At 44.1% G+C, this 23,610-nt stretch carries 19 protein-coding genes; 8 read left to right on the forward strand and 11 right to left on the reverse strand.

Translation table 11 applies throughout. From position 1 onward, the window contains the following. Positions 1–35: 35 nt before the first annotated feature. Complete coding sequence (locus NYE36_RS18180) at positions 36–2,054, reverse strand: alpha-glucosyltransferase N-terminal domain-containing protein (protein WP_199022196.1); 2,019 nt, start codon at positions 2,052–2,054, stop codon at positions 36–38. Positions 2,055–2,211: 157 nt separating this feature from the next. Continuing rightward, positions 2,212–2,601, reverse strand: a complete 390-nt coding sequence (gene tagD, locus NYE36_RS18185) for a glycerol-3-phosphate cytidylyltransferase (RefSeq protein ID WP_003151361.1) — start codon at positions 2,599–2,601, stop codon at positions 2,212–2,214. Positions 2,602–2,956: 355 nt separating this feature from the next. On the opposite strand from tagD, the gene NYE36_RS18190 reads away from it, so the two are divergent. Together NYE36_RS18190 and NYE36_RS18195 are read left to right on the forward strand one after the other, a co-directional pair. Continuing rightward, positions 2,957–3,727: a WecB/TagA/CpsF family glycosyltransferase gene (locus tag NYE36_RS18190; RefSeq protein ID WP_012118587.1), complete on the forward strand. Its 771-nt coding sequence runs from the start codon at positions 2,957–2,959 to the stop codon at positions 3,725–3,727. Between the two features lie 32 nt (positions 3,728–3,759). After that, positions 3,760–4,929, forward strand: a complete 1,170-nt coding sequence (locus NYE36_RS18195) for a CDP-glycerol glycerophosphotransferase family protein (RefSeq protein ID WP_064115318.1) — start codon at positions 3,760–3,762, stop codon at positions 4,927–4,929. Positions 4,930–5,054: 125 nt separating this feature from the next. On the opposite strand, the gene NYE36_RS18200 is transcribed toward NYE36_RS18195, so the two are convergent. Together NYE36_RS18200 and manA are read right to left on the reverse strand one after the other, a co-directional pair. Next, positions 5,055–7,694, reverse strand: a complete 2,640-nt coding sequence (locus NYE36_RS18200; RefSeq protein ID WP_265451079.1) for an N-acetylglucosaminidase — start codon at positions 7,692–7,694, stop codon at positions 5,055–5,057. Between the two features lie 123 nt (positions 7,695–7,817). Continuing rightward, positions 7,818–8,768: a mannose-6-phosphate isomerase, class I gene (manA, locus tag NYE36_RS18205; RefSeq protein ID WP_199022199.1), complete on the reverse strand. Its 951-nt coding sequence runs from the start codon at positions 8,766–8,768 to the stop codon at positions 7,818–7,820. Positions 8,769–8,985: 217 nt separating this feature from the next. Between manA and NYE36_RS18210 the strand changes: the two genes are divergently transcribed. The 3 genes from NYE36_RS18210 to NYE36_RS18220 are packed head-to-tail and all read left to right on the forward strand — an operon-like array spanning position 8,986 to position 12,676. Next, on the forward strand, positions 8,986–10,437 hold the full coding sequence (locus NYE36_RS18210; protein WP_199022200.1) for a spore germination protein: 1,452 nt from the start codon (positions 8,986–8,988) through the stop codon (positions 10,435–10,437). A 5-nt stretch (positions 10,438–10,442) separates the two neighbouring features. Continuing rightward, positions 10,443–11,549: a spore germination protein gene (locus NYE36_RS18215; protein WP_199022201.1), complete on the forward strand. Its 1,107-nt coding sequence runs from the start codon at positions 10,443–10,445 to the stop codon at positions 11,547–11,549. Next, positions 11,546–12,676, forward strand: a complete 1,131-nt coding sequence (locus NYE36_RS18220; protein WP_208557103.1) for a Ger(x)C family spore germination protein — start codon at positions 11,546–11,548, stop codon at positions 12,674–12,676. The genes NYE36_RS18215 and NYE36_RS18220 overlap by 4 nt, the downstream gene beginning before the upstream one ends. A 3-nt stretch (positions 12,677–12,679) precedes the next feature. Here NYE36_RS18220 and NYE36_RS18225 read toward each other — a convergent pair whose 3' ends face one another. Then, positions 12,680–14,092 carry a bifunctional glycosyltransferase family 2 protein/class I SAM-dependent methyltransferase gene (locus tag NYE36_RS18225; RefSeq protein WP_265451080.1) on the reverse strand — a complete coding sequence of 471 codons (1,413 nt, stop codon included), beginning with the start codon at positions 14,090–14,092 and terminating at the stop codon, positions 12,680–12,682. Between the two features lie 94 nt (positions 14,093–14,186). Next, positions 14,187–15,563: a sugar porter family MFS transporter gene (locus tag NYE36_RS18230; protein WP_032867483.1), complete on the reverse strand. Its 1,377-nt coding sequence runs from the start codon at positions 15,561–15,563 to the stop codon at positions 14,187–14,189. Between the two features lie 302 nt (positions 15,564–15,865). Between NYE36_RS18230 and NYE36_RS18235 the strand changes: the two genes are divergently transcribed. From NYE36_RS18235 to NYE36_RS18245, 3 genes are all read left to right on the forward strand, one after another. Continuing rightward, on the forward strand, positions 15,866–16,852 hold the full coding sequence (locus tag NYE36_RS18235; protein WP_007407510.1) for an LCP family protein: 987 nt from the start codon (positions 15,866–15,868) through the stop codon (positions 16,850–16,852). Between the two features lie 153 nt (positions 16,853–17,005). After that, positions 17,006–17,863 (forward strand): Cof-type HAD-IIB family hydrolase, encoded by an 858-nt coding sequence (locus NYE36_RS18240; protein ID WP_080130598.1) that lies wholly within the window; start codon positions 17,006–17,008, stop codon positions 17,861–17,863. Positions 17,864–17,968: 105 nt separating this feature from the next. Further along, positions 17,969–18,694, forward strand: coding sequence for a hypothetical protein (locus NYE36_RS18245; RefSeq protein ID WP_265451105.1), 726 nt, complete (start codon positions 17,969–17,971; stop codon positions 18,692–18,694). Between the two features lie 38 nt (positions 18,695–18,732). Here the strand turns inward: NYE36_RS18245 and NYE36_RS18250 are convergent, their stop codons facing one another. The 5 genes from NYE36_RS18250 to pgsB all read right to left on the reverse strand — a co-directional run bounded on the left by NYE36_RS18250 (position 18,733) and on the right by pgsB (position 23,100). After that, complete coding sequence (locus NYE36_RS18250; RefSeq protein ID WP_265451081.1) at positions 18,733–19,968, reverse strand: C40 family peptidase; 1,236 nt, start codon at positions 19,966–19,968, stop codon at positions 18,733–18,735. A gap of 150 nt (positions 19,969–20,118) precedes the next feature. After that, positions 20,119–20,280: a hypothetical protein gene (locus tag NYE36_RS18255; RefSeq protein ID WP_003151344.1), complete on the reverse strand. Its 162-nt coding sequence runs from the start codon at positions 20,278–20,280 to the stop codon at positions 20,119–20,121. Between the two features lie 7 nt (positions 20,281–20,287). Further along, on the reverse strand, positions 20,288–21,436 hold the full coding sequence (locus NYE36_RS18260) for a CapA family protein (RefSeq protein ID WP_007614174.1): 1,149 nt from the start codon (positions 21,434–21,436) through the stop codon (positions 20,288–20,290). An 18-nt stretch (positions 21,437–21,454) separates the two neighbouring features. Then, positions 21,455–21,904: a poly-gamma-glutamate biosynthesis protein PgsC gene (pgsC, locus tag NYE36_RS18265; protein ID WP_003151340.1), complete on the reverse strand. Its 450-nt coding sequence runs from the start codon at positions 21,902–21,904 to the stop codon at positions 21,455–21,457. Between the two features lie 14 nt (positions 21,905–21,918). After that, complete coding sequence (pgsB, locus tag NYE36_RS18270) at positions 21,919–23,100, reverse strand: poly-gamma-glutamate synthase PgsB (protein WP_003151337.1); 1,182 nt, start codon at positions 23,098–23,100, stop codon at positions 21,919–21,921. Positions 23,101–23,610: the final 510 nt, after the last annotated feature.

Genomic DNA, 23,610 nt, shown 5'->3' on the forward strand with positions numbered 1-23,610 from the left:
CTCTGAATTAAAGCTCTTCACTTAACCGATTTCACTTAATCGATGTGATCCTTTTTGTTTAATTTAATAGAGAAATTCCCTTTCACAGTCGTATAAGGTTCGAAAGTATATCCGTTATTCATAAACCGATCTTTTTCGCCGAAATTGACTTCACGGCTGGATACCCTTCTTAGAATACGGATATGGTCAGCTGTTATATATTGAATGTAAAAGTCAAGAACCGAAGTATGATTTGCGTCAATTTTTTCTTTTTGGATGTCCTTTTCAAAATCTATATAAAATGGCTGAGCCGGTTGATCAGCGGATACGGATATGATTTCAGATTTGTTTTTCCGATCAATCCCAACCATTCGGACTTTTTCAAATGCATCATTCTGGTCAGACACTGAAACGCTGATCGCTAATCCGCTGGCATTTTTTTCAAAAGATGTGATCGGGTGTTCTTTAGAACCGACTTTTTCAGCAAGCCGTTCCTTTTCTTTTCTCACTTCAACCATTTTGAAAAGAGCATATGACCAATTTTTAATATAGTTTGGTTTAGAGTATTTCTCCGCCATTTTAAAGGCTAGACGTGAAAATTGTTTGTGAGTGCTGTCATCTCTCATTAAAGAGATAATGGCCTCAGCCAGCTTTTCTATATTATATTGTTCAATTACATAGCCGTTTACTCCATCTTCTACCAAGCTTCTGGCACCGTAATCGTAATCGTAAGTTACGACCGGGCATCCATTGCTCAATGCTTCCATATTGGACAGACCGAAGCCTTCAAAGTGAGAAGTTGAAATTGTCAGCCACGCTTTTTGAAACTCGTAATCAGGGTTGTTCGTGTAGCCTTTCAGCAATACATTATTCTTGAGGTTTTGAGCTTTTATTTCCTTTTTGATTTTCTCTGTTTCTCCTCCAGAACCGAATATTTCCAGTTTCGCATCCGGGATTTCATTTACAACAAGTTTGAACGCTTTAACGGCATGCGTCAGGTTTTTCATTGGTACAATCCGAGAGATAATAACCGCTTTATTTCGTTCGCTCGGAACTTTCAAAACCTCTTCATCAAGCGGTTTATTAATCGTATGTGGCGTAAAAAAGAATGTCTCTTTTTCCCCTGAAATCAAACTGAAATCTGCAATCTGCTCCTCAGTGATAAAAAATACGGCATCAAGGTTATTTATTTGACCGAAAAGTTCTTTATAGCGTCCTTTGATCTGGAACTTATTATCACCATAATGTTTATTGTGAATAATCGCGGCATAATAAGATGACGGCGCTTTTTTCACTCTGAAGACATGTTTATCCTGTAGTCTGCTGTCGACCAGAAATAGTTTAGGCCGATCGTTTTCTTTTTGGAGAATATCAATCCAATGCCTGCGCAACTCAAATTCATCCTTAAATGTTAAAGGGTCTTCTTCTGAGTACCAAGTAAAATGTGTGAATTTGACTGCTTCACTTTGGTCATCCCACATGAAGTGCTTTTCCAGATAAACGACATTTTCGTTGTTGATAAACTCCTGAAGGAAGATTTGATTCGTCTTTGTATCAAAATGAGAGACAATGACGGGTTTTCCTTCTTTATTGTATTCTTCCCTTTTGATTACTTGTTTTTCATCATTCAGGTAATCTACGTAACGCACGTCATCACTGCCTGAATAATTTGAAAGATTATAATCGTTTGATGATTTTCCGAACATTTTTGAGATAGTTTTGCTTACTTTCCCCTTACTGACATGTTTTTTTATTTGATTCAGCTCAATTTTCTCCGAATAAATCCGCTTGCCTTTTGTTCTTTTACTTAGAAAGTCATCGTACATGTTGATAACTTGTGTATATTGAGGGTCCGTTTTCTTTCTTTCAAAGAGTTCGTTTTTTTTTCTCCGAAATTCCAAATCAAATTTAAAAGTAAGAAAGGCGGTATTCTTTTGACTCTCTTCTCCGAATAGTTTAGAACGCAATAATAGTGATTTGGTCAGACCTCCGTAATCATCCGGGAGGCCTCCTGAGATAAAATAATACATCATATCGGGAAGCTCATTATTATCGTTAATAGGCTGATTGGACAAATTTTTTCTCCCTTTCACCATATGGAATTTAGTAAAACACTGCAAAATAATACTATTCCCTCAGATTATTATAACAAACCTATTTAAGCATCAAAAAGTACTCCTTATCAGCAAATAAGAAGTACTTTGAACAGTTCATACATTCAATAATTCCGTATTACACCCCGGCAATTTCTTTTTTAATCTGTGTGGTGGAAATGCCTTCGGTTCTAGGGAGGTAGATGACTTCGCATTGATCTTTAAGGAAATCGAATTTGCCTTCCCAATCGTCTCCCATTACGAACACGTCGATGTTGTGATCCGCTACGTCACGTACTTTTTGATCCCAGCTGTTTTCCGGAATGACTTCGTCGACATAACGGATCGTTTCCAGAATCAGCTTTCTGTGTTCATAGCTGTGGTAGGCCTTTTTTTGTTTTTGCAGGTTAAACTCGTCTGTTGAGATGGCAACAACAAGGTAATCTCCAAGCTGCTTTGCGCGCTCAAGCAGTTTAATATGACCCCAATGCAGTAAATCAAACGTTCCGTAAGTAATGACCTTCTTCATGAAACAAAAGCTCCTTTCTATCATCATACGTATAACAAGCAACTGCTCTGAAATGCTGCGCAGCTGTATCCTTAATCACTAAAGTGCCAATTTCGTACTCATGGAACCTCATTATATCACATAGCCCTGAAAAGGTTAAGCCAATGTAAAACGAAGTTACATTCCACTTATTAACAAATGTTATTACAATAGGAGTTTAGCAGGGTTTTTGCGCGTATGATTAAAGAAATTGTTATCTTATTTATATTTTTGTAAAACTATTGTTAAGTTTATCTGAAGGTATTATGTTAAAATAAAGCTTAGCCTAATTCACGAAAAAGTGAAAGAAAATCCCGTACAAAAAGGAGGACGGCAGATGCAGACTGAAATGGTGCACAACCTTTCTTATGTTAATGGAAATTTACAGGAGTTTATTTCATATTTAGACACTTATTATATCGCACAGAAGCAAGGAGCCGTCATTGCGACGGTCAATCCTGAGATCGGATACGCTGCGGCGAAAGACAAAGGTTATCATCAAGTCATTTCTTCCGCGGATTTCGTCCTGCCGGATGGTATCGGCGTCGTGTTAATGTCACGTTTGACGCAGCACCCGCTGAAATCAAGAATTGCGGGATTCGATGTGTTTCTTGCGCTGCTCGGCCTCGCAAACCGGCAGTCTAAAAAAATATTTTTATACGGAGCTAAACAAGATGTGCTTGACGCCGTTTTGAACCGGATCAGCAAAGAGTATCCGAATATTGAGGTTGTCGGAGCCAGCAACGGTTATGAAGCGGATAAACGCTTCGTCGCCAAACAGATTTCCCGGGCGAAACCCGATCTCGTGTTTGTCGCCTTAGGATATCCCCATCAGGAACAATTTATTTATGAATACAAACATCTTTTCCCTCAGGCTGTATCGATCGGTTTGGGCGGAAGCTTTGATGTGTTCAGCGGAACGGTGAAACGCGCCCCTGAATGGATGATCAAAACGAATCTGGAATGGCTGTACAGACTGTTGACGAATCCGTGGAGATGGAAAAGGATGCTGAACATTCCGAAGTATGCTTTTACCGTTTTGAGAAATAATAAATCAAATAAAAGCCTGTATTCCAAGCAGGCAGAAGATCAAACGAAACAGCTTTAAACAAATAAAACAGCAAAAGAGATTGGTAATCTATGAACTTGCGATCTTTATTCGCCGCTTTTTATTCTATATATCTGTCTGTTCTCGGCGTTTTGTTCAAGCCTGTAAAGCCCAAGAACCACCTGACCCTGCTGGTATCTTTTGAAGAGAATGCACAGGCTCTCATCCGTTCTTACAAAGCGCACGCTGAATCGCTTTCTTATGAAATGACGGTTTTGTATACGAGACATGCCGTCAGTCTGAAAGAAGAGCTGGAAGGTATCGGCTCTTTTTATCTGAACGAAAAACATCCGCTGCATCTTTTAAAGGCGGTTTTGATCCTTTTTAAGAGCAAAGCGGTGATAACGGATAACTATTTCCTCATGACAAGCGTCTTAAACCGCCGGCCGCAAACGACATGCATTCAGGTGTGGCATGCGAACGGCTCTTTGAAAAAGTTCGGCCTTGAGGATGTGACGAATCAAAACCGTCCGGCATCAGATATCAGCCGGTTTAAAAAAGTGTACCGCTCGTTTGACTTTGTCACCGTCGGTTCAGACGCGATGGCTGACGTTTTTAAAAAGTCGTTCGGCATACGGGACGGCCAGCTGTTAAAAACGGGTGTCCCCCTGACTGACGTCTATTATGAAGAACACAAGCCCGAACTGAAGCACAAATGGCCGAAAAAAATCATCCTGTACGCACCGACATTCAGGGATTATGATATGCAATCCTTTCGGCTGCCATTCACCGAAGAACAGCTCACAAACGCGTTAAACGGAGAGTATATGCTGCTTGTAAAGCTTCATCCTGCCGTTTTGCATCAGATTTCGGCTTCGTTTGAAAGCGAACTGATCAAGAACGTGTCTGACATGCGTCTTCATGATCTCTTGAAAGCGGCTGATATTTTAATTACGGATTACTCTTCCGTGCCTTTTGAATTCGCGCTCTTAAATAAACCGATTTTCTTTTTCACGTATGATCTGGAAGAATATGATCAAAAGCGCGGTTTAATCGACAATTATACTTCCGTCATTCCCGGAAAGGCTTGTCATGACAGCGAAGCCCTTCTGGAGGAAATGACGAAAAAGTCATTTCATGCAGAAGAAATGAAGCGGTTCGCGGACAAATGGAATATGTATTCAGATGGGAATTCGAGCAGCAAACTGCTCCAATTTGCAGAAGAACAAATAACATACAAAAACACCTGTTCACACAATTGAACGGGTGTTTTATATATTTATATTGCCTCCATAGTGCTTAAAAATAATCGTACAAACAAAAAGACATCTGTCCAATTTAATATTGAAAAAAGCTCGGAAGTATGACTCCGAGCTCTTTAACACGTTTATTTATAGACAGGAATATCATAGTAAAGCTGATAGTTATCTAACAGACTATAGAGACTGTACATTCTGTTTACCTGCTTATACGCCCAACCAATATCAGATGCATATTGGTGGCTTACAGAAGGCTCCCATCTCATTTTATACAAGGTATCTTGGTTGTATACGGCATTGTGTATATAACTCTGTCCGATAAATTTGGCCCCTCCAGTAATCGCTGCTTCAGGACTGAACCATCCTTGGTTATATGCATATTGGGCACCCTTGTTCACAGCGTCTCCGTCATATGCACCTATGCCATACATGTTATATACCTTTTTCCCATTATAGGTCACACCGTTTGCCAGCTCTGAGGTACCGTTTCCGGTCTCTAATAAAGCGTGAGAAATCAGGTAGAGCTCATTAATACTGTTAGATTCAGCTGCCTTAATAAAAGCTTCACCTTTTCCTTCAAGAATTCCTTTCCCTTTTAAAATCTTCGTATTGACTTCTGATGCTGTCAGTCCTGCATATTTCGATAACTTCAAAAACTGAAAATAACTTTTATCTGACACAGAAAAGTTTGCGGGGTTTACATAGTAGGAAACTTCTTCCTCGCTTGCTTTCCGCCAACCCATTTTAATTTTGGCCCAGTTATTCTCTACACTAATGATATTAACCTTATAACCTTTTGTCACTGTTCCTATAATATTATTGCTCTTTACCTCTGGAGTGGACCTGACATTAAGAAAATCTGCGGTTACGGTAGAATTTGCACTATTAATATAAGATAGAGATACGTAGGCACTTGAATCCGTCTGCGGGTTCGCTTTTAACTGCTTCGCGACCATTTCACTCATCGTAATATTATAATTTGTTTCCATTATTTGAGGACCGCTTTTCACCTCAACACTTGAAACTGCCCACCCATAAAGCTGCTTCACTTTGCTTGCAGCCTTATCAGCATTGCTTTTTCCTGTAAATTGTTCAGTAATCACTATACTGTATATTGGATTGTTTTTAGTAGTGTAGCTTGCTGATAAGTTCTTTGCCTTAAAGAAACTCAGTCCTTTGTTTAAAGCCGACGATGTGCTGATTTGATCTGTAACTAATTTATATTGCGTGTATGTGCTTTTGCCATTTTGTTTGGCGTTGCCTTTCGCATTATTTGTTTTAAAAAAAGTTAACACACGATCTATATCTTTTTGATTTAATAAGTCACTAACAGTGACTTGATATTGCGTATAAGCGGATTTACCGGTTTTTTCACTTACTGCCGTTAATTTTTTTGTCTTGAAGAAAGATTTGACTTGATTAATCTTAGCTGTGTCCAGCAAGGCTTCTGTCTTAATTTTATAAGTTATTCCTTTTGGTTGTTTTATAGATTTGGCAGTTGCATTAATACCGCTTTTCTTTAAAGAGTTTAAACCTTTTGTTACTTTTGTTTTGTCAGCAGTCTGTTGTGATAACAGCTGATATTGATTAGCAGCTGTTTTTCCTGAATTTGATTTTGATGATTTTAATTTTTTTCTGCTAAGAAAATTTACTGCTTTATCTGCCTGTGCGTTTGTTACAGCATTTGTTATCACTTGATAAGTTGTTTGTGTTGACGTTTTCTTTACAGCTGTATAAGTCATATGCCATCTTTTCTTCTTAAAAAAGGCTTGAAGACTTTTTAGTTTTTCCGGGCTGACATCTTTCATTTTCACAAAATAATTATTTGTAGCCCCAACCTTTTGGTAGGTCCCTTTAATTCCAGTGTTATTTTTTATTTGGCTGATGGCATTCTTAACCATACTCAGTCCATTAAAATAACCCGTTTCTATATTATACGATGTGATAGTTTTTTTATTATTGATGGTTTTGTAACTGCTTTTGACGCCTGTGCTTTGTTCAAGCTGTTTGATAAGACTTTTCGCCTCATCTGCTTTATTAATCAAAGAATTCGTTGTAACAATGTAGTAAGACTGGCCTTTATCAGTCATGTTTAACGTGGCATTCAGCCCAGAATCTTTTTGAAAACTGCTTTTCACTTGGGATGCTGTTTTCTCTCCTTGAATTTTTCCGGATAGAATTTGAATGATCTCCGGTTCCTGTTCAAGTTTTTGATAATTAGCATTGACTCCAGTCTGCTTCTTTAACTCTTGAATAGCTGCCTTTACACTGGCCTCACTTGTCAGTTCAGATGTAACAATGCTTATATAAGGCTGCTTCACACCATTCGGTTTAACAGTACCGGTTAATCCTGTTTCCTTTTTCATTTTATCAAGCAAGTTATTAGCCTGCTGTTCACCTGAAATAGTTCCGGAAACTGCAGTATAATAGGGCTGCTTACTGCCCGTCGGACTTGATGTTCCTTTAATGCCTGTCTGCTTCGTAAAATCGCTTAGTACGCTTTTAGCATTCGTTTCGCTTGTCAGACCTGAAGCAGATATTTGATAGTTCTTAGACGTTCCGCTCTTTTGATAGTCTGCTTTCCATCCGGTATCTTTTTTCAATTTTGCAACTGCCTGAGAAGCCTCACTTTCAGAAGCAAACTTTTGTGTTGTTTCTAACTGATAAATGGAATTGTCAATATAAGCTGCCTTTACTGAGTCTGTTATCGTGAAAAATTCAAGAGTAACCGCTGACAATAACATTGCGGCAGCCAAACTTTTTTTCATTACCTCTCCTCCTTCTCTATATTTATCTATCACACTACTACTTTTATCGGAAAGTGCTTCAATTTTTAAAGTGAAATATATATATAAAAAAACTTAATCCCAGAGCTGGGATTAAGTTTGGTTTTATATATGAGAAACGATGATCGTGCAATCTCCGTTTATCGTAAAGTCAGGCATCTGATCCGGCAGTATGAAATGCGCGCCTTTTTCAAGCTCGGCGGACTTGCCTTCACAGATGATGGAGCCGCTTCCTTCTGTGACGCTGCACAGCATAAACGGAGCGTCCTGGGTCATTTCCGCCGTCCCGCTGATATCCCATTTGTATACAGAAAAATATTCTCCCTGCACAAAGGTTTTGATGGTGACGCCTTTTCTCGTTTCAGTTGATTCATCCAAAAATCCGTCCACATGAGGAACGGTGGCGGCGTTGACGGCATCGCGGATATGCAGCTCACGCGCCTGGCCGTTTTGATCTGTACGCCCGTAATCATATATCCGGTAGGCGGCCTCTGAATTCTGCTGTGTTTCAAGCACGAGCGCCCCCGCGCAAATGGCATGGATGGTACCGCTCGGCACATAATAAAAACCACCGGGTTTGATCTTCACGCGGCGCAGCAGGCCTTCCCAGTCACCGCTATTAATCATGGTGACAAGTTCCGCTTTCGAACGGGCCGTGTGACCGTATATGATTTCCGCATTTTCTTTACAGTCGATAATGTACCAGCACTCAGACTTCCCCGTTTCACCCTGTCCATGCTCCTCGGCGTCATAATCGTCAGGATGGACTTTAACAGACTGATGATGTTTGACGTCCAGTATTTTCGTCAGCAGCGGAAACCGGTCCCCTTCCGTTCCGCCGAATAATTCTCTATGCTGATCCCACAGTTCCATCAAGGTTTTCCCTTGATACGGACCGCTTTTGACCGTGCTCATTCCGTGCGGATGGGCTGATATCGCCCAGCATTCGCCGGTTGTTTCTGAAGGTATGTCATATCCGAATCGTTCGCGTAATAACGTGCCGCCCCATAGTTTTTCTTTACATACAGGCTGTAAAAAAATCGGCTCTTGCGTCATGTTCGTTCCCCTCCCCTTAAAAAGCGGCTCATATCCCATTCCCCCTGTATCTTTTTTAAAACACGGAGGGAGCCGCGGTTAAAACAATATGTATAAAATGGCTGACCTGCTCATTATACCATTCGGATGAGGCGGAATGCTCAGTCATTTCCTATTCCAGAATAAAATGCCTTGTTTGTCGCAAATTAAAATAACTGATGAAAAAGGGGGGAACATTGTGACGATACATGCGGAGCTCGGCAAAAACCTTGAAGCGCTGAAAAAACGATTCGGCCAAAGCGATGACATGATGTTTTATTCGTTTACGTACGGAAACGACAAATGTGACGCCTGTCTTATCTATATAGACGGACTGACCGACAATCAATTGCTTGCGGAATATATTATTTCGCCCGTGCAGGCGGCCGCCCGGCATCAAGAGGAACCGGCTGAAACACCGCCGTCATCCATCTCTTTCGGCTATCGTCACACCCGGCTTTCTTCACTTAAGGACGCGGAGGCAGACATTTTCTCCGGCAAATCGGTTTTGCTGGCGGAGGGATGGGAGGAAGCCCTTTCGTTTGAGACGGAAACATTTAAAATGCGTGATATTGAAGAACCGGCTTCAGAAGTGCTTGAACGGGGGCCTAGGATAGGTTTTGTCGAAAAGCTTCGAACGAACACGGCGCTGTTGCGCGAGCAGTCCGGTGATCCCAACCTCCAGATCAAAGAGATCACACTCGGCGAACGGACAAAAAAGCGGATCGCCGTTGCCTACATTCGGGATATTGCTCCTGATGATGTTGTAAAAGAAGTGATGAAAAGACTGGATTCGATCACCATTGATGACATTCCGGAATCAGGAGCGATTGAACAGCTTATTGAAGATAACACGTATTCTATTTTCCCGACCGTCTTGACGACCGAACGGCCCGACCGGGTTATGGGCGCTCTTTTGGAAGGAAGGGTTTCCATTCTTGTAGACGGAACGCCTTTTACCCTTTTGGTGCCGACTACCATTGATGAATTTATCCACTCCCCTGACGATTATAATCAGCGGTGGGTTCCGGTTACCTTTCTCAGGCTGCTTCGGTATACATGCATTTTAATCACGATTTATTTACCCGGCCTTTACATATCGCTCGTTACGTTCCACACGGGGCTTTTGCCGACGAGAATGGCGGTTACGATTGCCGGAAGCAGATTGAATGTCCCGTTCCCTCCTTTTGTTGAAGCGTTCATCATGATTTTTACGATCGAAATGATCAGAGAAGCCGGACTCAGGCTGCCGAAGCCGATCGGACAGACGATCGGCCTGATCGGGGGCGTGGTGATCGGACAGGCCGCCGTTCAGGCGAACATCGTCAGCGCGATGATGGTCATTGTCGTATCCATTACGGCATTGGCTTCTTTTACGGCGCCCTCCTATGCGTTCAATTTTCCGCTGAGGCTCATCCGTATTTTTTCGATGATTTTGTCGGCGATATTAGGTTTATACGGACTGATCATGTGCTATCTGCTTGTCGTCGGCCATCTGATGCGTCTGAAAAGCTTCGGCCAGGACTATCTTATTCCGATCATGGCGCAGCCTGGCCAAGACTTAAAAGATACGATCGTCAGACTGCCGACGCCTCATTTGAAAAAGCGGCCGTCCAGAAAAGAGACGAAAGATAAAATCAAGCAAAGGTGATCCCCATGAAAAAACCGGAAGACAAGCTGTCGTTTATGCAGACACTTCTCATGGTAAGCGGAACAATGATCGGAGCGGGCGTGTTAACACTGCCGCGCTCCGCCGCAACAGCGGACAGTCCGAGCGGATGGATCATTATTCTTGTGCAGGGTGTCGTGTTTATCGGCATCGTCCTGCTCTTTATGCCGTTTTTGCAGAAAAACAGCGGGGAAACCATATATGAGCTGAATCAAAGCATCATGGGACGCGCCATCGGTTCTCTTCTGAATTTATTCATCAGCTGTTATTTTGTTGTCACCGTCTGTTTTCAAGCCCGATTTCTCGGTGAAGTCATCAATTACTTTTTACTGAAAAATACGCCGATGAGTGTCGTCATATTCATCTTTCTGGCGGTCGGCATCTACCATGTGACCGGCGGGGTCTATCCCATTTCAAAGCTTTATGCCTATCTGTTCCCGGTTACGATCGTCATTCTGATTATGCTGCTTATATTCAGCCTGAGACTGTTTAAGCTGGATTTCGTCCGCCCGGTCATGGAAGGAGGCTACAAAAGCTTTTTTGAGATGTTTCCGCGGACCCTTTTGTATTTTTCAGGACTTGAGGTGATTCTGTATCTGGTGCCGTTTATGAAAAATCCGAAGCAGGCGAAAAAGGCTGCTGTCTTCGGCATCGCCAGCGCAGGCTTATTTTACAGCATTACGCTGCTTGTCGTCATCGGCTGTATGTCGGTCGCTGAAGCCAAAACGGTGACGTATCCGACCATTTCCCTGATTCACGCCTTGGAAATCCGGGGTATTTTCATTGAGCGGTTTGATATCTTTCTTTTAATCACGTGGACATGCCAGCAGTTTACCTGTATGCTCGGCTCTTTTAAAGGGGCGCATCTCGGATTAAACACCATTTTCAGACTGAAAAATAAAAACAATGCCTGGCTGATGGGGAGCTTATTGGCAGTGACATTCGGCCTTTCGATGTACCCCGATGATATCAACAGCGTGTTTGCATTCGCGAATATTCTCGGGTATACGTTTTTTGCCGTCATTATGATTCCTTTTCTCATCTGGTTTGTCAGCTGGATGAAAAAAATAGCCGGGAGGAAACAGACGTCATGACACTTTTCATAAAATGGGCGGCGGCGCTTTTCATACTGATGACGCTTTCAGGATGCTGGGACGCGAAGGAAGTCGAAAAGCTATCTTTCGCCCGGGGACTGGCGATAGACGAGACGAGTGACCGCCGATATAAATTAACCTATCAAAACCTGCTGCCCCAAAGTGAAAACAGCCAGGCTTCCGGCCGGCCCGTGTTTGTCAATGTGACGACGCGGGGGGATACCATTCTTGAAGCCGTCAGTGAAGTCGCTTTAAAAGATCCGCCTGTTTACAGCGATCACTTAAAAGTGCTGATATTCAGCGACAAATTGCTGGCCGACCAAAATATCCTGCAGATGATGAATCATTTTATCCGCGATGATGAATTACGGCGGAGCAGCTATCTCTTCGCGGCAAGAGGAAAAGCGTCCGATATTCTGACGGAGCCGACGCCGAATCAGCAGCAGCCCATGGCCGCGGAAAAGCTGATCGACCTTACGAACAACGGCGGCTACAACGGGAAGATTTTAAAACCGCTCCGAATCGGGAGAGCTTCGATTTACTGCCATAATAAACTCAGTTTTCTCATTCAGGCCGTCAGCAATCAAAAAGGAAAAACGGTGTATGACGGAGCGGCCATTATCAAAAACGCAAAACAAAACAGATTGGCGGGCTTTCTGTCATCATACGAAATACAGAGCCTGAATTGGCTGATGGGGACGATACGGGGCGGCGTGCTGCCCGCTTTGGATAAAGGGGGGCACCCGATTACCTTCGAGATCAAAAAATCAACATCCGCCATCACTCCCAGGCTGAAAAACGGGAAGCTGTCATTTCATGTAGCGGTAAAAACAAAAGGACTTTTGTCAGAGGATCAATATGCCGGAGAAGATTCATTCGATCAGCACTATTTAAACGGGCTGGAAAAGATTTTCGAAAAAAAACTGAAAAGCGATGTGAAAGAAGTCATCGATAAGCTGCAGAATCAATATGAAACGGACCCTGTATTCTTTTCTGACAGAGTCCGCATTCAATATCCCGACTATTGGAAGAAAGTAAAGCACCGCTGGGATGAGACCTTCTCCGAAGCGGCTTTTGACTATGATGTTTCCATTCAGATTACCAACTTCGGAACGATGGGACGGTAGCCTTCAGCGTGTTTTTTCGACATGGAGGAGAATTTGATAAATCCGGCTTTGTTCGGGCAGCTGTATCACCGGAAATTGCATCGATTGCGCCATTCGTGTGATTTCCTGTAAAAACAGCTGCACCCGCTCATCCACGTGAACATACGTATAGGACTGCTTTTTCACGTCAAATGTCTCTTCCGGAAAGAGCGTGCGCACCGTCTGCGGCGTAAAAAACCGCAAGTGGGTGCGGTCGAGAATACCGGCGTCTCTGTATGTCCAGTCACCGAGCAGAAGCGGGAACAGCGCTTCGGCGTGGGAAATATTCGGAATGCTGCAAACGATTGATCCGGCAGGCGACAAATAGGATGAGTACGTTTCAATGACGCGCCACGGGTCTTTTAAGTGCTCAAGGATGTCCGCGAAAATGATGCAATCAAAAAAGCCTTCCGGATAAGGCAGCTTCACTTCTTCGACATCTTCCTGCAGCACCGCTTCATAGTGTCCTTTTGCCGCTTGCGCCGCCAGCGGGTGCAGCTCTATTCCGTACAGTTCGCAAGGCTGTCTGTTTTGAAGTTCCAGCCCCGTAGCCCCCGCGCCGCAGCCGACATCAAGTATCCGTTTCGCCTCCCGGGGAACGAGCTCCGCAATTTCCGGTCTCGGATGAGTAAAGTACGTAAAATCAGTGCCCCATTTTTCCCTAAAACGCTGGCGGTTCTCCGAATATAACTGATTGATATTGATATCCTGATTAGCCGTAAACGTCGCATGTCCGTGGTGATGCACAAAGGCATCGAGGGCGATGTGCAGGCTGTAGCCTTTTTGCAGTGCGCGCAGACATAGGTCATCATCTTCAAAAGAACCGTATCCGAATTGTTCATCGAACGGGCCGATGTCTTCAATGACGCTTCTTTTCACCAGAAGACAGAAGCCGACAAGGCGCAGCACCCGCTTTGTATGATGCTTTTCCCGTTCGCAATACGCCTCCGCGAATGACTCCAGCTCATCAAGCGATTGATATGCGTCATGGATCATTTGCGCGCCGCTGACATAGTTGCTGACGGGCCCGACCATACCGGTTTTTTCAGATTGATACAGCACCCTCAGCATGGAGGTGAGCCAATTTTTCGTGACCATCGTATCGTTGTTCAGAAACAGCAGATTTTCTCCCCCTGCCGCTTCGATTCCCTGGTTGCACCCCTTGGCGAACCCGAGGTTTTTTTCATTTAGGATGACTTTGACGTCAGGCAGATTTGATATGTATTCTCTCGTTCCGTCTGAGGAACCGTTGTCAACTATAATCAGTTCAATCTTATCTTTGTCGGTGTATCGTTCAATGCTGGCCAGACATTTTTTCGTCAGCTCAAGTTCATTATATGTAAGGATAATAATACTCGTTTTCACCGGCATCCCCGCCTTTATCGTGACTTTATACAACGTATGACATATCCCCGTCATTTATGTGACCGGGCGCCCGCTCGGCATCCGTTTTGAGGGGGCCGGTGAATAACCGCCCCCCTAAAACTGAATATTACGGATGAACTGTCCGCCGATTTGATTCTGATCCCGAGCCTCCGTTACGGCTTTTCAGATCCTGCTCAATTTCTTCAAGGCTTTTCCCCTTCGTCTCGGTCACTTTAAACCGGACGAACAGGAATGCCAGTATCCCGATCGCGGCATAAATGAGAAATAAATAGCTGATGCCGACTGCTTCCATTAACATCGGATAGGTTAATGAGACAATCAATGTTCCGGCATGCAGCATTAAAGTGGAGACACCCGTCCCGATACCCCGGACATGCAGCGGGAATAATTCAGGAAGCATGACCCATACGGCAGGCCCCCAGCTGACCGCAAACACAATGATAAACAGGCCTAAACAAATCACCGTTGTCCATGATGCGGCTGCTGAATGTTCAAAGAAAAGATTGACCGCGGCCAATACGAGCAGACTGATGACCATGCCCGCATTACCGGCCAGCAGCAGCGGCTTCCGGCCGATCTTATCAATGACTTTAATAGCCGCAAGCGTCATGATGACATTGACGGCGCCGATTCCGACCGTTCCCAATATAGACGCGGAATTGCCGAACCCGACACTGGTAAATGTTTTCGGGGCGTAATAAATAATTGTATTTGTCCCGATGAATTGCTGCAAAAAGGCAAGTCCGAGGCCGGCAATCAGCGCGGGTCTCACCCACGGCTCAAACAATTCTTTCAAGCCGCCTTCGTTTTCCTTTTCCGCTTCTTTCATCTGATCAATCTCATCATCAATATTCTTCGTTCCCCGCAATGATGAAAGGATTTCTCTTGCTTTCTTTTCTTTGCCGATCGTAAACAGCCAGCGCGGGCTTTCCGGCATAAATAAGATTCCGATCAGCAGAATGACTGACGGCACAACCGCAAGTCCAAGCATCCAGCGCCAAGCGCCTGCATCGGCAAATATATAGTTCACGATATAAGAAACGAGGATTCCGACCGTAATCATCAGCTGATTCAGCGAAGAAAGCGCCCCTCGTTTATGCTTCGGAGCCAGCTCCGATAAATAGAGCGGAACGATCGTTGTAGATGTTCCGACAGCCAGTCCGAGAATGATCCGGAAAAGAACCATCACCTCTGTATTCGGGGCAAAAGCGACTCCTAAACCGCCTATACAAAACAGCAGCGCCGCTCCCATGATGGCCTTCCGCCTGCCGAACCGGTCGGTCAGTTTGCCGGCGAATCCCGATCCGAGAATCGCCCCCGCCAATAACGAACTGACGACGAGGCCTTCTGTAAAGGCGTTCAGTCCCAGTTCTTTTTTCATAAATAAAATAGCTCCGGAAATGACTCCGGTATCATATCCGTATAACGCGCCGCCGAGTGCGCCGAAAAAATAGAGCCATTTATTCGAGTGTATGCTTTTCATGTTATAGACTCCCTTCATCCAACGCTGTATCCGCGCGGAATTGTTCTACTGCTTCTTTTGCCTGTTTCCGTCCGTTTCAAACCTTCCGCACCGTTAATATCCATTATTTTACTAATTATTTTTTACAAAGCGACGAAACATTTCCCGCTTCCTGCCGTCCAATATAATGTGAACCTGATGCAAAAATAACAGTAGATGTTGTCGAAATAGAGAGAAAGATTTGGAATTTTCTCATTTGCAGAGTTGCTCCAAGTCAACAATTATGGTACGCTTCACAAAGAATAGAAACGAGAGGTAATGATATGGAAGAACGATCTCAACGCAGAAAAAAGAAAAGACGCCTCAGAAAATGGGTGAAATTTGTACTGGTATTCGCCGCTTTCTTATTGGTGATCGCCGGTTCCGTCGGCACCTACGCATTTGTGAAATTGAATAATGCGACCAAAGAAGCGCACGTCAGCCTTGACCGCGGCGACCAGTCCGTAAAACGGATCAAAGAATTTGACCCGAAGAAGGATTCTTTCACCGTATTGCTTTTAGGAATAGACGCCCGTGACAATAAGGGCGAATCAGTAGATGACGCAAGAAGTGACGCCAACGTGCTCGTCACCTTCAACCGGAAAAAGAAAACAGCGACGATGCTCAGCATTCCGCGGGATTCCTATGTCAACATCCCGGGACACGGCTATGACAAATTCGCGCACGCACATGCTTACGGCGGTTATAATTTAACTTATAAAACAGTAGAAAACATGCTTGATATTCCGGTAGATTATGTGGTTGAGAGCAACTTCGACGCGTTCCGCGATGTCGTCAATGAGTTGAACGGCGTTACGGTAAATGTGAAAAGCCAGAAAATTGCCGATCGTATTAAAGTCGATACAAAAGGAAAAGTCGTGCTGAAGCCGGGCGTCCAGACGCTTGACGGTGAGCAGGCACTGGCTTATGTAAGAACACGCAAAGCGGACACCGATCTGATGCGCGGACAAAGACAGATGGAAGTGCTGAGCGCCATTATTAAAAAATCTAAATCGTTAAGCTCGATCCCTTCTTATGATGATATCGTCGACAGCTTAGGGAAAAACTTAAAAATGAACTTATCTCTTAATGACGCCATCGGTCTGTTCCCGTTTATCACATCGCTGAAATCGGTGGATTCTTTGCAGCTGACAGGTTCAGACAGCTATATTTACACTCCTCAGTACGGCAAAAATATTTATTACTTCAAGCTGAATGAGGAAAACCTTCAAGAAGTAAAAACAAAATTAAAAAATGATTTAAACGCGTAAGACGTCACGGCGGGATTAGCAAATCCCGCCGTTTTTCTGTTGAAAAAAAGGACATGAAGGTATAGCCTTTAACTGACGGCTTTCTGCTGATTTCGCACAAAGCTGAACATACTACATGAAGCAGCTTTATTTTTAAGGAGGGCATCCATACATATGAAATTGATAGCCATTGACTTAGACGGCACATTACTGAACTCGGACAGTGTGATTTCTCCGGAAAACAGAGCGGCTTTACAAAGAGCGGATGAAGCGGGCATTCTCGTGGCCATCTGCACGGGCAGAGCCACGTTTGATGTAAAAGCGCTCTTGAAGGATTTAGATATTCCGATCATTGCGGCAAACGGCGGGACAGTCCATGACAAAGGATACCGCCTCGTCAGCCGGCTCTTAATGGATCAGCAGGCCGGGAAGGATATCGCCGCTTATTTAACGGACAACGACATTTACTTTGAGGTCTATACAGATGATCATCTGCTGTCCCCATTTGACGGCGAGTCCAAACTGCAGGCAGAACTGGATATTCTGAAAAGCGCCAATCCCAAGGAAGATATTCAGACATTATGGGAGGGCGCAAAGACGCAGTTCAAACAATTCGGCATTAAACCCGTACAGGATATACAGGCGATTTTTAACGGAGACGAACATGTTTACAAGCTTCTTTGTTTCTCTTTTGATATGGAAAAACTGAGAAACGCCAAAGAAGAAATTACACATCATCCGAAATTATCCCAGACATCTTCCGGAAAACACATTATCGAAATCCTCCCTGCCGGTTCCGGAAAGGGACGTGCTCTGACGGAGCTTGCCTCACTGTACGGAATTGAAAAACAGGATATTTACGCCATCGGCGACAGCCCGAATGATTTCTCCATGTTTGAAGCGGCGGGAAACCGCATCGCCATGGGCAATGCGATTGATGAACTGAAGGAAAAAAGCACGTATATTACAAAAAGCAACGATGAAAACGGCGTCGCATATTTCATCAACCGACTTCTCGACAACGATCAATAAAAGGAAAAAGCCAGGTCTTTCACGGCCTGGCTTTTCACGTTTTCCAAAAAAGGAATTCCCAAAAATGAAAATAAATTGTAAGATAAAGAAAAAAGGAGTTTCATGATGTCGAATGCAATCGCTATTATAGGATGTTTAGCTTTTCTCTGCGCAGTCGGATACGGAATTTTCCATCTCATATGCAAAGCGGCAAAAAAAGAAAAACATTTTTCAAAAAAGCTGTTTTGGCCCCTTCTCATCGGCGGATTTATCCTGCTTCTGACCGGCGCCTCCCTCGCAGAGCCGGACGCCTCGGCCGTGAAGGCAGAGGAGAAATACAGCACCCTTGATACCGCTTATCAAAAATTGACGAAGGAACACCAGGCGCTTGAGAAAAAATATGAAAGCATCAGTGCCGCGGCCGAAAAGGAGAAATCCGAAGCCGAAGCCGGCAATGAAGAAAAACTCAGCAAACTCAGCCAAGAGATAAGTGAGCTGAAAAAAACAAACAAATCACTCAAACAAGACAATGAGAAACTAAAAGATTCACAAAAGAAGCTCGAAAAGACCGCTGAAACGCTTCAGTCAGAAAATAAAACTTTAAAGCGGCAGAAAGCAGAAACAAAAACATCCGAAAACGCGGAAACGGCGCAAAACAACGCCCCTTCCTCCGGCGGACATGCCGAAACGAAAGCAGCCGGCACCTCACAGGGATGCGACATTAAAGGCAGCCGGAACGGCATTTATCACACGCCGGGAAGTACATACTACGATCGGACGACAGATCCCGCGGAAATGTTCTGTTCCGTAGAGGATGCGGTAGCGGCCGGATACAGAGCGCCGAAACGGTAAAAGAAAAAGACGTCAGAGACACTCTCTGACGTCTTTTTTTACGGAAGCCGGATGCCGCCCGCATATTTGTCCTTCCAATAAGCGCTTGTGTTCATATTTGTTATGGTAACGCCTGCGGACACGGTGACATGAATCACTTGTCCGTTCCCGATATAAATGGCCGGATTCAGGCTTTCCGCTTTAAAGAAGACCAGATCGCCGGGCTTCAGATCTTGTTTATCGACCGGAACGCCCGCCTGCATCTGCTTGTCCGCATAACGCGGCAGGCTGATTCCTTTCGCTTTTTGATAGATGTATTGAACAAATCCCGCCGTATCAAAGCCGGTTTCCGGTGAAACGCCGCCTTTCAGATAAGAAATTCCGATATGATCGGCCGCTGTGGACACAACGGGATTTTCTTTAGAAATGGCTAAATTGCTGAATCGGCGCACCCCTGTAAAATGTTTTTTCCAGTAATCTTCCGACAAATAAGAAATGGTGACTTTTGCGGAGCGGCTTGCTTGGATGAACCTTCCTTCTCCCGCATAAATGCCCGCATGGGAAATTCCTTTTTTATACGTGTCGCTGAAATAAATCACGTCCCCGGGCTTTATGCCGCTCAGTTTGATTTTCTCACCGACCAGCCACTGCTGTTCCGCTGATCTCGGCAGGTAAATGTGAAGCTTGTTTTCAAAAACATATTGGACCAGCCCCGAACAGTCGAATCCCTCCTCGGGCGTGCTTCCGCCAAATACATACGGAATGTCGAGGTAACGGGCTGCCTCCTGAACGATCGGGTCATCAGCCAGTTCCGGATCTTTTGTAATCCGCTTTGCACCAAGATATAAATTCATCCAATAACTGCTTTTTTGAAAGCGTGTGACGGTTACGCCTTCTGACGGAGAACTGTGTATCATCTCTCCGTTTCCGATATAAAGACCGTTATGGACGGGCGCGTTTTGTGTTGAATCCGACTTTTTAAAAAACACAAGATCTCCCGGTAAAAGGTCATTTTCTTTGACGGCGGCTCCGACTTTCCATTGATCACTGACCGTTCTCGGCAGATGGATGTTCTGCCTGCTGAAAAGATAATGCATCAATCCGGACGGATCAAAACCGTCCTCAGGCTCTTCGCCTCCGTAAACATATTTATTTCCGACAAGTTTTTGCGCGTCTGAAACCATCAGGACAGAAACTTGAGAATCCGCTTCAGCAATTTCCGTTCTCGTTACTGCGGGTGCCACAAGACAGAACATAAGGCCGGCAAGGATGTACTTCCTCCAGCTTGTGAGCATGTTTTCTATTCACTCTCCTCATTTTTAGTAGTTTTTACATCGGTAACTTTTAACAAATGTTTAGGAGAGCACACAAAAAAAGAATGCCCGTTATGGGCATTCTTTACTGGATTCGGAACAAACAATATGCCGGCAAGCGGAATCATGCGCTTATTTTGCGCCCGCTGTGTCCTCTTGCTGAATTTTTTGCATTTCCGTGTCAATTTTTTGTTTTTCCTGATCTGTGAGCTGATCATTGTATTTAAACGCAGACATAAACATAAATACCATAATGATCGCGGCAAACGGCCATCCCGCTTTAATGATTTTCATTTGTTTTTCACTCCGCTTTCTTTTTTAAGATATCGCTGTGATCCACATCAAACGTTAATTTTCCATCCTTGACGCTCCAATCGAAATTCGATTCTTTCGTCAGTTCACGTACGATCGTTTTATGATTGATGCTGCCTTTTTTAACCGGCGCAGGCGTCGCTTCATGAATATTCATCGGCGTGACTTCAAAGCGTCCCGTGCCGTTTTTCTGCAGATGATATTGAACAAGCGCCGTGTCTCTCGTTCTTGTCCACCCCTGGTCGAATACGAAGTTGCCCAGGCTGTAGAAAATAACGGTGCCGTGGTACATTTCGATCGGTTCCAGCACGTGCGGATGGTGTCCGACGATAATATCCGCTCCGGCATCTGACATTGCTCTTGCCAATTGGCGCTGTCTGTCATTCGGATCATTATCATATTCCTGTCCCCAGTGTGTTTGAACAATGACAAGATCTGCTTTCTTTTTGGCTTTAGAAATCATCGGAATAAACAGCTCTGGATCGGCCGGAAGCACACCCGGCGCATTTCGTTTAGCTGCAAAGCCTTTTCCGGAAACATCAGTGAAACCCAGTGTTGCGATTTTGATTCCGTTTACATCTTGATACGAAATGTTCTGCTCGGCTTCCTTCAGCGTGAGGCCCGCACCGACAAGTTCAAGATTTTGCTTTGAAAACTCTTCAACCGTATCCCGCATTCCTTGAGGGCCGTAATCCATCGCATGGTTGTTGGCTGCCGTGAGAACGGTGAAATTCATGTCCTTCAATACTTTTACGGCATCTTTGTTTGATTGAAGGTGGATATTTTTTTCTGCTTCTTTGTAGTTCTTTTTATATGTAACCGGGTTTTCAAAGTTCCCCGACACATAGTCGGATGCTTCGAAGAATGGCTTTGCGTAACGGAAGACACTCTCCGTGCCTTTATGCTTTGTCACTTTCTCGACATTCCGGCCCATCATAATATCTCCGACGAATGAGGCTGATACAAGGTCATCGGCATTTCTTTTCACACTCGGCGTTTCCGCCTTCCCTGTCAGGATGCAGACGAACATCAGGCAAAAGACGATCGGCAGCGCGATAAAAACGTGAAGATTGGTCTTCTTTTTCTGCTGTTTGGTCAGCTTGAGCAGTTTTTCTTGAAAGCTTAATTGTTTTTTCATCGTTTGACACACCTTACATTAGATTAAGTAGTAAGCAAACATAATGGCAAAAGTTGCGCCGCTTAAGAACAGCGTGCTGGCAAATGTAATCGTTAATCCCTGTTTCTGAATGGTATTGGCGATCAGACCCGGTACGATGATACCGATTCCTCGGAATTCTGATATCTCAAACGGTACGATCGGGTAAAGGAAATCAAGGGCGATTTTTAAGCAGATTCCCGTTATCAGCATAGCTGCGAATTTTCTGCGTCCGTACAAAATCATAAATCTGGATAAACCGTATTTGACGATCACGTATGTAAGAAGACTCACTAACAATACGAGTAAAATAAAGACCGGCTGGTTAAAAACGAGTCCTAAATAACCCGGCACGACTAAACCGGCAGGTACGATACCTGTTTTTTCCGCGAAAATTAAACTGATTAACACGCCTAAAATAAGTGAGATGTATAAATCTGATCCGAACATTTTTCCTTTTCCTCCTAGCTAACGAGCTGTTTCACCTTATACTCTTGAATTTTTTCAATTAATGGTTCCGCTGAACCGTGGATATTGCCCACGCCATATATGACACGGTTTTGCATTCTTGTTTTCAGCACGTCCATGATTTCGTCTGTTGATTTATATTCCAGATCGTGCAATGTATCGGCAGGAATCTTGCCTTCTTCATAAGCTCTGACGATCGGTTCTGTCGTCTCGCCGATGAGTATGAGTTCCTTCGTTTTAATGTACGGAAGCACGTCGTTTGCGAACTGAATCGTTCTGTCCACACGGTCGGCGCGGCAGTTCATGATAACGATCGGTTCATCTGTCGGGTAGCCGATTTCCTTTACACGTTTCCATATATTTAAAGTAGAAGATGCATCATTTGCGGCAAAGCCGTTTACGAAATGACCGGGCTCCTTCGTGCTGAGCAGCGGCAGGATTCTCATGGCGCCAGGATCAGGCGGCGCATTCAGCATTCCTTTAAACGCCGTTTCTTCATCTATCCCAAGAGCCTGGGCAACGCCGAGCGCAAGGGAAGCGTTATCAGGAAAGACCATATATTCAAATTTTCGAAGGTATTCATCTGTAATTTTAGAGTTATCCGCAATAATGACCTCGGTATTCCGCTCTGCGGCTTTTTCTTTAAAGAAGTCTGTGTATTCACTGTCTGTAATGACAAGGTGACCGTTATACGGTATCGTCGCGGTAAATGCTTCAGCGATTTCATCAAGCGTCGGCCCCATGACGTCCATATGGTCTTCAAGCACATTCACGATGACGCCGATGTTGGCTTGAAGGAGTTCTTCCTGAAAGATAATCTGATAATCCGGGTTTACCGCCATACATTCACTGACAATGGCATTGGCGCCCCGTTCTACGGTTTCCTTCATTACTTCTTTTTGCTCGCCGATATTCGGGCCCTGCGGTTTCCGTTTGATCGGTTTCTCCTCAGGTGTATCCCAATAGATCATCCTTGCATCTGTTCCCGTCGTTTTTCCGACTGTTTTGTAGCCCGCCTCCATCAGTATTCCGGTCGTCAGCCTCGTTACGGTTGACTTTCCGCGGATACCATTAATATTGACGCGTACTGGCAGAGCATCGATATTCTTCTGATGCCGCCTTTTTTCAATGATTCCGATGATTAGTACGGCAGCACAGGCTATAATGAGTAACCACATTGATTTTTGACATCTCCTTCTGTATTGATAAATTCATTCATCAGTATATAGCTTCACTATGAATTCTCAATCGGCATTATGTAACATAATCTTCCCGCTTTCACTGAGCCAAACTTCTCTATTAGTGACGCTATTCTTCCTATTATCGAATTGCTTTTTTTGGGAATAGGCAGGACTTCAACCTTACTTCAATTTTTCAAAAGAAAAATGAATGCGTTTACATTTTCGCGCAGAAATTCATTTGGACCAATGGAACTATTCGCGTTCCGGAAGAAAAAGATGTAATGATAATCCATCTTTTCCAGCCCGTTTGTATCAGCGGTTTTCGCACTGCGCATACGTTTTGGGACTCTCTGTCCGCTGTGTGCAGACTGCCTGTTTTGTTAAGGATAAGGTCTTAAAGTCATTCATTTTTCCCCCGTATCCTGCTTTCAGTCCCATTCCAAAATAACTAGCGGAATGACTGATACATGACAGAAAAAGACGGGTCCGGAGTGTTTACAAGAAATA

Source organism: Bacillus sp. FSL R5-0593, from assembly GCF_038603755.1.
In the GTDB taxonomy this organism is placed as follows: Bacteria; Bacillota; Bacilli; order Bacillales; family Bacillaceae; genus Bacillus; species Bacillus velezensis.